Annotated in this window: 14 protein-coding genes; 7 read left to right on the forward strand and 7 right to left on the reverse strand. The window is 63.9% G+C overall.

The features are described from left to right. Window positions 1–187: 187 nt before the first annotated feature. Window positions 188–706 (reverse strand): winged helix-turn-helix transcriptional regulator, encoded by a 519-nt coding sequence (locus tag RFM41_RS10070; RefSeq protein ID WP_320246995.1) that lies wholly within the window; start codon window positions 704–706, stop codon window positions 188–190. Window positions 707–796: 90 nt separating this feature from the next. Between RFM41_RS10070 and RFM41_RS10075 the strand changes: the two genes are divergently transcribed. The 4 genes from RFM41_RS10075 to RFM41_RS10090 all read left to right on the forward strand — a co-directional run bounded on the left by RFM41_RS10075 (window position 797) and on the right by RFM41_RS10090 (window position 3,167). Then, window positions 797–1,615: an alpha/beta fold hydrolase gene (locus tag RFM41_RS10075; protein ID WP_320246993.1), complete on the forward strand. Its 819-nt coding sequence runs from the start codon at window positions 797–799 to the stop codon at window positions 1,613–1,615. A 77-nt stretch (window positions 1,616–1,692) separates the two neighbouring features. Further along, window positions 1,693–2,349 (forward strand): glutathione S-transferase family protein, encoded by a 657-nt coding sequence (locus RFM41_RS10080; protein ID WP_320246991.1) that lies wholly within the window; start codon window positions 1,693–1,695, stop codon window positions 2,347–2,349. A gap of 6 nt (window positions 2,350–2,355) precedes the next feature. Then, entirely contained in the window at window positions 2,356–2,691 is a 336-nt protein-coding gene (locus RFM41_RS10085) for an ArsR/SmtB family transcription factor (RefSeq protein ID WP_320246989.1), read from the forward strand. Between the two features lie 11 nt (window positions 2,692–2,702). Continuing rightward, complete coding sequence (locus tag RFM41_RS10090; protein ID WP_320246987.1) at window positions 2,703–3,167, forward strand: SRPBCC family protein; 465 nt, start codon at window positions 2,703–2,705, stop codon at window positions 3,165–3,167. Between the two features lie 46 nt (window positions 3,168–3,213). Here the strand turns inward: RFM41_RS10090 and RFM41_RS10095 are convergent, their stop codons facing one another. The 3 genes from RFM41_RS10095 to RFM41_RS10105 all read right to left on the reverse strand — a co-directional run bounded on the left by RFM41_RS10095 (window position 3,214) and on the right by RFM41_RS10105 (window position 5,058). Beyond that, window positions 3,214–3,489: an ArsR/SmtB family transcription factor gene (locus RFM41_RS10095; protein WP_320246985.1), complete on the reverse strand. Its 276-nt coding sequence runs from the start codon at window positions 3,487–3,489 to the stop codon at window positions 3,214–3,216. A 32-nt stretch (window positions 3,490–3,521) separates the two neighbouring features. Next, entirely contained in the window at window positions 3,522–4,769 is a 1,248-nt protein-coding gene (locus RFM41_RS10100) for an MFS transporter (RefSeq protein WP_320246983.1), read from the reverse strand. Window positions 4,770–4,863: 94 nt separating this feature from the next. Continuing rightward, window positions 4,864–5,058: a DUF1192 domain-containing protein gene (locus RFM41_RS10105; RefSeq protein WP_320246981.1), complete on the reverse strand. Its 195-nt coding sequence runs from the start codon at window positions 5,056–5,058 to the stop codon at window positions 4,864–4,866. Window positions 5,059–5,172: 114 nt separating this feature from the next. Between RFM41_RS10105 and RFM41_RS10110 the strand changes: the two genes are divergently transcribed. From RFM41_RS10110 to RFM41_RS10120, 3 genes are all read left to right on the forward strand, one after another. Further along, window positions 5,173–6,183, forward strand: coding sequence for an NAD(P)H-quinone oxidoreductase (locus RFM41_RS10110; protein ID WP_320246979.1), 1,011 nt, complete (start codon window positions 5,173–5,175; stop codon window positions 6,181–6,183). Between the two features lie 364 nt (window positions 6,184–6,547). After that, window positions 6,548–6,688 carry a DUF1127 domain-containing protein gene (locus RFM41_RS10115; protein ID WP_071074868.1) on the forward strand — a complete coding sequence of 47 codons (141 nt, stop codon included), beginning with the start codon at window positions 6,548–6,550 and terminating at the stop codon, window positions 6,686–6,688. Between the two features lie 255 nt (window positions 6,689–6,943). After that, window positions 6,944–7,642: a DUF1013 domain-containing protein gene (locus tag RFM41_RS10120; RefSeq protein ID WP_320246977.1), complete on the forward strand. Its 699-nt coding sequence runs from the start codon at window positions 6,944–6,946 to the stop codon at window positions 7,640–7,642. 73 nt (window positions 7,643–7,715) lie between these two features. On the opposite strand, the gene RFM41_RS10125 is transcribed toward RFM41_RS10120, so the two are convergent. From RFM41_RS10125 to RFM41_RS10135, 3 genes are all read right to left on the reverse strand, one after another. Beyond that, window positions 7,716–8,435 (reverse strand): helix-turn-helix transcriptional regulator, encoded by a 720-nt coding sequence (locus RFM41_RS10125; protein WP_027166621.1) that lies wholly within the window; start codon window positions 8,433–8,435, stop codon window positions 7,716–7,718. 18 nt (window positions 8,436–8,453) lie between these two features. After that, window positions 8,454–8,864: a hypothetical protein gene (locus RFM41_RS10130; RefSeq protein ID WP_320246976.1), complete on the reverse strand. Its 411-nt coding sequence runs from the start codon at window positions 8,862–8,864 to the stop codon at window positions 8,454–8,456. Between the two features lie 206 nt (window positions 8,865–9,070). Next, window positions 9,071–9,235: a hypothetical protein gene (locus tag RFM41_RS10135; RefSeq protein ID WP_320246974.1), complete on the reverse strand. Its 165-nt coding sequence runs from the start codon at window positions 9,233–9,235 to the stop codon at window positions 9,071–9,073. Window positions 9,236–9,454: the final 219 nt, after the last annotated feature.

The following is a 9,454-nucleotide window of genomic DNA, read 5'->3' on the forward strand; positions in this document are numbered from 1 at the left end:
TTTCCTGCGCTTCCGGTGCTCACGTACTTCAGTACGCTCCGCTCCGGCCTTCGCCGGCCGAAGCCCTCATAAATGTCTTCGCTCTGTGAAGGCTACGGCCGGCGTAGGCCGGTTCTCGGAATCCGCCATTTTCGACTCGGCCTGACCTGAATCTCGACACATCCACGGCACTTTAGCCCGGGCGGGCTCACGCCGTTGCAGCCTCAGCCTTTCGCGCGACGACTGCCTCATAGGCAGCGCGCAGCTGCTGGCGCACGGTCGGCGCGCCTGGGGGCGTCTTCGAAGGCGCGCCGAGATGCTCGTGGCGCAGTTCGTCCATGAACTGCTCCCATAGCGGCGGGCCGCCCTTTTCGAGCAGCTCGGCGCGGATCGACAATTCTTCCGTGACCGGCAGCCAGACGCGTCCCCAGGCGCCGAGCTGCGCCATGATCGGCACCAGCGTGATCGCCATCTCGGTCAGGCTGTAGATCGCCTTCTGCTTGTGGCTGGGGTCGTCGGCCTTGGTCAGAAGCCCGAGTTCCATCAGCCGCTTCAGCCGGTCGGCCAGGATGTTGGACGCGATGCCTTCCAGCGAGCCGTTGAGCAACTCGCGGAAATGGCGCCTATCGCCGAAAATCATGTCGCGCAGAATGATCAGGCTCCAGCGGTCGCCGAAGACCTCCAGCGACAGATTGATCGGGCAGCCGGACCGGCGGTCGATGCTCATGGCACTCTCTCCAGAAAAACCAGTTGCATTATGATATCGGTTTTATTATCGTGCAACTGATTGCAAAACGCAATCGGATTGGAGGAGCAGATGGCAGCGCAGCGCCCCGATATCGTTTCGGAAAACTTCGGCAGTCCGGAAGATCCGGCGATCCTTCTGATCATGGGCGCCATGGCCTCGATGCTATGGTGGCCTGAAGCCTTCTGCCGGCGGCTTGCCGGGCGCGGCCGCTTCGTCATCCGCTACGACAATCGCGACACCGGCCTGTCGACCAAATACAAGCCGGGCGCGCGGCCTTATACGTTCGAGGACATGGTGGACGATGCCATGCGCGTGCTCGACGACCATGGCGTCGCCAAGGCGCATGTCGCCGGCATGTCGATGGGCGGCATGCTCGCGCAGAACGTGGCGCTGAAATATCCTGAACGCGTCACCGCGCTCACCGTAATCAGCAGTTCGCCGCTTGGCGTCGACACGTCCGGCCTGCCCGGAACGACCGAAGCCTATAAGGAACATTCCGCCCAAGGCGCCAATGTCGACTGGTCGAACCGGGAGCAGGTGCTCGACTTCATGGTCAAGGACGTCCGCGCAATCTCCAGCGCGCTCCATCCGTTCGACGAGGAACGGACGCGCAAGATGATCGAGGAGGATTACGATCGGTCTGGCGGGCTGGCCAGCGCGACCAACCACTTCCTGCTCAAGGGCGGCCCGCAGCGCACGATACGGGATCTGCGCGTGCCGCTGCTCGTCATCCACGGCACCGCCGATCCGCTTTTCCCGATCGAACATGGCGAGGCGCTCGCCAAGGCTGTTCCCGGCGCAAGGCTGGTCAAGGTCGAAGGCGGCGGCCACGAACTGCACCGCAACGACTGGCCGCAAATCGTCGAGGCCATCGTCGCGCACGGCTAGCCCACAGGAGGCTGTCTTGACTCAAGCCGTCCGTGGCAATAGTGAAGTACTTACTTAAGTATTGAAAGAGAGCGAGAATGTCCCTGACGCTGCATTTCCACCCGCTGGCCTCGTTCTGCTGGAAGCCGCTGATCGCGCTCTACGAGAACGGCACGCCGTTCGAGCCGGTCATCGTCGACCTCGGCGACGAGGCATCGCGCGCGGCCTTCCTCAAGGTATCGCCGACCGGCAAGATGCCGGCGCTGCGTGACGATGCACGGGATCGCACGGTGCTGGAATCCACCATCGTCGTCGAATATCTCGCCGCGCATTGTCCGGGGCCGGTCGAGCTCGTTCCCGCCGATGTCGATCTCGCCCTCGAGGTCCGCCAGGCCGACCGCTTCTACGATTTCTATGTGCAGCATCCGATGCAGAAGATCGTCGGCGACAGGTTGCGGCCAAAGGATCAGACCGATCCGTTCGGCGTCGAGGAGGCCCGCGCGCAGCTGCGCAATTCCTACGCCATCGTCGAAGAGGAGATGCAGGGCAAGACCTGGGCGGTGGGCGAGACCTTCACCATGGCCGACTGCGCCGCCTCGCCGGCGCTGTTCTATGCCAACAAGGTCGAGCCGTTCGACGACAAGTTTCCTGCGGTCAAACGCTATCACGACCGGCTGCTCGCGCGCCCGTCCTTTGCCCGCGTCATCGAAGAAGCGGGACCTTACTTCAAGCTCTTTCCGTACAACAACGGCTAGAGCGCGATGCTGCACGATCCGGCCCAGCTGGACCTCATGTTCCAGGCGCTCGCCGATCCGGCCCGGCGCAGCATGGTGGAAAGGCTGTCGCGCGGGCCGGCATCCGTCAGCCAACTGGCCGAGCCGCTGGCGATGTCATTGTCGGCCGTCGTCCAGCATCTCAACGTGCTCGAGGCGAGCGGCCTGGTCAGGACCGAAAAGCTTGGCCGGGTGCGGACCTGCCAGATCGAGCCGCAGGCGCTTCGGGCCGCCGAGCACTGGATCAACGAGCGGCGGCTCGCCTGGGAGCGCCGGCTCGACCGGCTCGGCGATTTCCTCACTGAAACCAAGGATGAAAGCTGAAGGCCCAAGTCATGAGCGAACGATCCGTCGTCCATTCCACCTTCGTCATCGAGCGTACCTATCCGGCGGCGCCGGAGAAGGTCTATTTCGCGCTGAGCAATAAAGAAGCCAAGAAACGCTGGTTCGCCGATCCGGGCAATCCGAAACCCGAAGGCTATCAGCTGGATTTCCGCGTCGGTGGCCGAGAGGTGAATACCGGCGGCCCGAAGGACGGACCGCTGCACACCTACACCGCCACCTACCTCGACATCGTGCCCAATGAGCGCATCGTCTACAGCTACGACATGCTGTTCGGCGATGTCCGCATCTCGGTGTCACTGGCTACGATGGAATTGCGGCCTGAAGGCGCCGGCACGAGGCTGGTCCTGACCGAGCAGGGCGCTTTCCTTGACGGCCACGACACGTCATCCACGCGCGAGCATGGAACCAACATCCTGCTAGACATGCTGGGCAGAGCGCTGGCGGCGTCAAGCTGACGTCTCTCGCGACTGCCGGCTGCCTGGCAATCGGCAGTCGCGAGAGCTATTCTCCCGGCGCGGTTTCCCAGAACTGGTCAAGCCAGATGTTGAGCCTGAGGAAGCCGGCGCTGCTAACAGTATAGACACGTTTTGTGCCTTCGGCCTTGGCGTTGACCAGGCCGGCGTCGAGCAGGACCTTCAAATGCTGGGAAACCGCCGGGCGTGAGACGGGCAGCCCGGCCGCCAATTCGTTCACCGTCTTCGGGCCGCGGCGGAGTTCTTCCAAAAGATAGCGCCGATTGGGATCGGCTATCGCCACGAAGGCGTCAGAAAACATCATGCCTTTATTTGTGAGGCAAAGTCTTACGAATCTCAACTACTGGTTTCAACTTTTCTGCGCGGATCGAGCCGCGTTGCCTCGGGCGTGACCGCGCGGTCAGCGGGCTGCGTCTTGAAGGCATCGCGGTTTTCGATCGGCACCGGCGCGCGGGCGCGAATACGCAGCAGCGTGTAGCCGGCGAGGCTGAGATGGGCGAGCGCAGTGGCCAGGAAAAGCCCCTCCGGACGGACCGAACCCATCAGGGCCGCGGCCAAAAGCGGGCCGATCATTGTGCCGAAGCCGTAGAGCAGGAGCAGGCCGCCGGAAACCTTGACAAAGTCCTCGGCGCGGGCGTGGTCGTTGGCATGAGCGACGGCAATCGAATAGAGCGTGTAGGCGAAGGCGCCGTAGGCGGCGGTCATGACGATGACGAAGACACCCGAACGCGGCGCGAACAGGAAGATCAGCGCCGCGACCAGCGCCGCGCCGAAGGCAGCACCCGCCAGCACGAAGCGGCGGTCGGTCGTGTCCGACAGGCGCCCGGCCGGAAGCTGCATGGCGGCGCCGGCGATGACCACGAGGCTCATCATCAGCGCGATCTCGGCGGTCGATATGCCGATACGTGCGCCATAGACGGCGCCGAGCGTGCCCCAGGCGCCGTTGGCGATGCCGATCAGCAGGCAGGCCACCGCCGACACGGGCGAATTGGCATAGAGGCCTTTGACGTCGAGCTTGACGTCCTGGAGGGGCTTGGGATGCGACTGCGTCGACACCGCCGTGGGAATGAGTGACAGGCAAAACAGGATGCCGGTGATCATGAACAGCGAGGCCGAGCGCACATCGCCGCCGGCCACGATCATCTGGCCGCCCATGATCGAGGCATAGGTGACCATCATGTAGAGACCGAAGACGGTGCCGCGGTTCTCGTTGGTGGCCTTCTCGTTCAGCCAGCTCTCGATCACCATGAAGGCGCCGGCCATTGTGAAGCCGGTGAAGGCGCGCAAAAGGATCCAGACATATTCGTCGATGATGAGGCCGGTGAGCAGCGCGATGATGGCTCCGGACGCGGCGAAGGCACCGAAAGCCCTGACATGGCCGGCACGGCGAACAAGCCGCGGCGCGAAGAAACAGCCGGTGACGAAGCCGCCTGCCCAGGCCGTGCCCATCAGGCCGAGCGCTGCGGTCGAAAAGCCTTCCACCTGGCCGCGCAGCGGCAGGAGCAGCCCGTGCAGGCCGGACGCGGCAAGCAGGAACGCCGTGCCGCGAAGCAGCGAGAGGATCGGTCTGTAGGTTGCAAACATCGCTTGATCCGGCTGGAATTTCGGGCGCAGGTCTGTTTCAGCGTCTGGCAGTCGCAATCAGGCTTTTCCGGGGCGGACTGGCAGGCCGGCGGACCTATCCTCTGCGAAACAGTGCCTCGGCCGCGGATTTGGTGGTGCCCTTGGCCGCCCGCTCGGCCTCCAGCCTGGCGATCTCGTCGCGCAGCAGCGCGATACGCTCCGACAATTCATCGACGGACAGGAGCGAGAGGTCCTGGCCGATCTCGTGCGGGCGCGGCTTCTTCCTGGGTTCGTCGTCGAAGATCGCCATCCGTCGCTCCTCCCTTACTTGGCCATTTGCCTGATTTGGCAATCAGCATACATAGGGCAGGGGCGCCGATGCAAACCACTGCGACAAGACAGGAACCGAGGAGACGGGACAGCCATGGCGAACAATCACAAGATTCCGGAGAAGATGACGGCCATCGCGATCTCGCAACCCGGTGGGCCAAGGGTGCTCAAGCCGGAAACGCGCGACGTGCCGGTACCTGGTCCGGGCGAGGTGGTGATCCGCGTGCATGCGGCCGGCGTCAACCGGCCGGATGTCCAGCAGCGCAAGGGCGCCTATCCGCCGCCGCCCGGTGCCTCGGACCTGCCCGGCCTCGAGGTTGCGGGCGAAATCGCGGTGCTCGGCGACGAGATTTCGCGCTGGCGCATCGGCGACCGGGTCTGCGCGCTGACGCCGGGCGGCGGCTATGCCGAGTATGTCAAGGTCCATGCCGGCAGCGTGCTGCCGATCCCGGCCGGCTTCACCTATTCGGAAGCGGCCGCGGTGCCGGAGAATTACTTCACCGTCTGGCATAATGTGTTCGAGCGCGGCGGCCTGAAGAAGGGTGAGACGCTGCTTGTCCATGGCGGCTCGTCGGGCATCGGCACCACCGCGATCCAGCTGGCCTCGGCTTTCGGCGCCAGTGTGATCACCACCGCCGGCAGCAAGGAGAAATGCGACGCCTGCTTGAGGCTCGGCGCCGACCGGGCGATCAACTATCGCGAGCAGGATTTCGTCGCCGAGGTCAAGGATGCGACCGGCGGCAAGGGCGTCGACGTCATCCTCGACATGGTCGGCGGCGACTATGTCGCGCGCAACTACGAAGCCGCGGCCGTCGAGGGGCGCATCGTCCAGATCGCCGTGCAGTCCGGCGCTGTCGCAAGCACCAATTTCGCAACGCTCATGGTCAAGCGCCTGACCCACACCGGCTCGACGCTTCGGCCGCGCACCGTCGAGTTCAAGGCGGCGATCGCCGCCGCGCTGGAGGCCCAGGTGTGGCCGATGCTCGGCACGCGCAAGGTGGCCCCCGTCATGGACATGATCTTTCCGCTGTCCGAAGCCTGGCGGGCGCATGAGCGGATGGAAGAGGGCGAGCATATAGGCAAGATCGTCCTCGACGTCGGCTAGGATGTGCGCACATTCAGGTGAGGCCGGCCTGCAAATGGCAGCTTCCTGCGCTTCCGGTGCTCACGTACTTAAGTACGTTCCGCTCCGGCCTTCGCCGGCCGAAGCCCTCATAAGTGCCTCCGCTCTATGACGGCTATGGCCGGCGAAGGCCGGTTCTCGGAACCTGCCATTTTCGGCTCGGCCTGACCTGAATCTCCGCACATCCTCCGGCGCCTCACGTCCCCGGTTCCAAGCTGAACGAAACCTTAATGGTGCAATGCACAAAACGCATTGCGGCCATGCAAAAGCGTCCGTTCATTTCTTGGGCAGTCATGCCTATTTACACGGCATCAAACGATTTCATCAAACGACTGGAGAAATTCAAATGAACCCGATCCGTGCTTTCCGTAAGTGGCGCATGTACAACGAGACCGTGCGCGAATTGAACAAGCTCAATGCCCGTCAGCTGAGCGACCTCGGCATTAACCGCGCCGACATCGAGCGCATTGCTCGCCAGGCTGTGTAATCAAACCCAGCCCGACCGCAAGGCCGGGTTGAGACTTGAAAGCCTGAGCCGTCGAGACGCTTGCTTCGTTTCCGGTTCCAAGCCCGCTGGACCTCGTCCAGCGGGTTTTGTCATTTTAGGGCTGTGAATCGGGCCCTTCCCAAAAACATTGCGAAAATTGGAGGGAGCGTTTATACAGGCCGCGAATTTCCCATTTTGGTGGCTCTAAAACCACCGCCCGCGCGGGAACGCGGGCGAACGAGAAGGATTTTTGATATGGCCAATACGCTGCTGATGCCCAAGGCGACCGCCGTCTGGCTGGTCGACAACACCGCGCTCTCCTTCGAGCAGATCGCGCAGTTCTGCGGGCTGCATCCGCTCGAGGTCAAGGCGATCGCCGACGGCGAGTCGGCGCAGGGCATCAAGGGCATGGACCCGATCATCACCGGGCAGCTGACGCGCGACGAGATCGCGCGCGGCGAGAAGGACGTCAATTACCGGCTGAAGCTCTCGGAGCCGAAGGTTCGGGTGCCGGAATCGAAGCGCAAGGGTCCGCGCTACACGCCGCTGTCGAAGCGCCAGGACCGGCCGAACGCCATCCTGTGGCTGGTGCGCAACCATCCCGAGCTCAAGGACGCGCAGATCTCGCGTCTTGTCGGCACCACCAAGTCGACGATCGAGCAGATCCGCGAGCGCAAGCACTGGAACTCTGCCAATCTGCAGCCGATGGACCCGGTGACGCTCGGCCTTACCTCGCAGATCGACCTCGACCTCGAGGTCAACCGCGCCTCGCGCGGCCGCGAGCAGCCGCAGCCCGTCGGCGATACGCTGCTGCCGGCGGCTCTCACGGAACGGCTGGTGCCGGCGCCGGAGAAGCCGAAGGACGAGGATCAGGAACTCGACGCCAACGCCGTCTTCGCCAAGCTTTCGGCGCTCAAGTCGAAGGACAAGGACGAAGACGACGACCAGGGGTAAACCTCCCGGCGTCCAATAAAAAAAGCCCGCTCGAAGCGGGCTTTTTTTATTGGACAAATGGCTTGGGAGGAAGTCACGTCCGCGCGGCGCGGTCGGGCGCCATGCCGTAATCCTCGCTGCGCTCAACGGCGCGGTAGAAATCGGCGAGCTGCTTGCCGCGCTCCGGCTTGAAGATGCGGCCGGCAATCACGACCGAGGCGATGCGGTCGATGCGGAAGGCACGGAAATCGTCGCGCATCTCGCACCAGGCGACCAAGGTCCAGACCTTGCCCCAGAACCACAGGCCGAGCGGCCTGATGTCGCGCGCGGTGCCGCGGCCGGCCTCGTCGGAATAGTCGATGGTCAGCACCTGGCGTTTCTCGACGGCGCGCTCGATCAGGTCGATGGCCTCCCGCGCGGCGTCGCTCACCACCCACATCGGCGTGTGGATCTCGGTGCGGGCGATGCGGTCCTTCTCGGTATCGGGCAGCACCGCGCCGATCTTGACCAGCGCCTCGTCGGCGGCCCGCGCCATCGCCGCGCCGCCGAAGGCGCGCACCATGCGGGCGCCGGCCACCAGCGCCACGATCTCGTCACGCGTGAACATCAGCGGCGGAAGGTCGAAACCCTCCCTCATCATGTAGCCGACGCCGGCCTCCCCGTCGATCGGCACGCCAGTCGACTGCAGGTCGGCTATGTCGCGGTAAATGGTGCGCTCGGAAACCTCGAGCCACGTGCCGAGCTTCTGCGCGGTGACCAGCCGGCCACCCCGCAAATGCTGCACGATCTGGAAAAGCCTGTCGGCGCGGCGCATCGATTTCTCCCCAGGGGTTTATGGCTTCAGCCCTTCGCGCTTGCGCTGCGCGGCGACGAATTTCGTCCCGAAGGACAGTCTGCCCGTGGTCGGCGTCTCAGCGCCCAGCACACGCCAGAACGGCGCGACGTCGCTCAGCGTCATGCCGCGCTCGAGCTCCTCATGAGCGGCTTCGGCAACGGTGCGCAGATGATAGCCGATCGTCACCGGGCATGTCACTTCGGCGCCGTGCTCGATGGCCAGAGCGGTGCGCAACGCGCGCACATCCATCTCCACCCCTTCGGGGATCGAGCGGATGAAGTCGTCGACCTGGCGCGCGGTCGGCACCAGCATCGGCTGACCCTTGACGACATCGCCGACCGTGCGCGGCGACGGCTTGATGCCGTTGATGCCCGGCGTGTTCAGCCTGTCATTCCAGCTTTTCACCATGCGCGGATTACTCCGGATCGTCGGATCAAGTTCGTCACTGTCAGGATCGAAGCCGATCCAATTACCGCAGGCCTCCTGACAACATCCTGTCAGGAGGCTGCGGCGAAACCACCACCAAACAAGGCTTCTTTCCCTGAGCTCGACATCACTGGCCGCATTACATCTGGGCGCGACGGCGCCACAATCCAAGTCGCGGCGGCAAAATTTCAGTTTTCGCGCACGCGTCCGGCGTAAAGGTCCGGCCAGCCGATGTCCTTGCGGATGTCCGCCGGCAAATTGTTCAGGAAGCGCTGGGTTCGGATTTCGTTGCGCACGGTGCGAATCCTGCCGACATAGTGCTGCACGCTACGCAGAATGGTAAAACCGTTCATCGACCTCACTCCTCTCTTTTGATGAGAAGAGTATCTCACACCCCTCCTGACAGCAGTCTGTCAGGAGGTTGGCAGGGTGCGGAAGAAGGCGGTGCCGCGCCCCCCGCGGGTCGTGTCCCGCTGAGTGGTGTAGCTCGGCGGTGACGAAGCCGCTCGCGAGCGCGCTCCTCAACAGCGCCGAAGCGAGCGAGCGGCGATAGCAGCGGTCATCGATGTTCC

This window comes from Mesorhizobium vachelliae (assembly GCF_033977325.1).
Taxonomy (GTDB): Bacteria; Pseudomonadota; Alphaproteobacteria; order Rhizobiales; family Rhizobiaceae; genus Mesorhizobium; species Mesorhizobium vachelliae.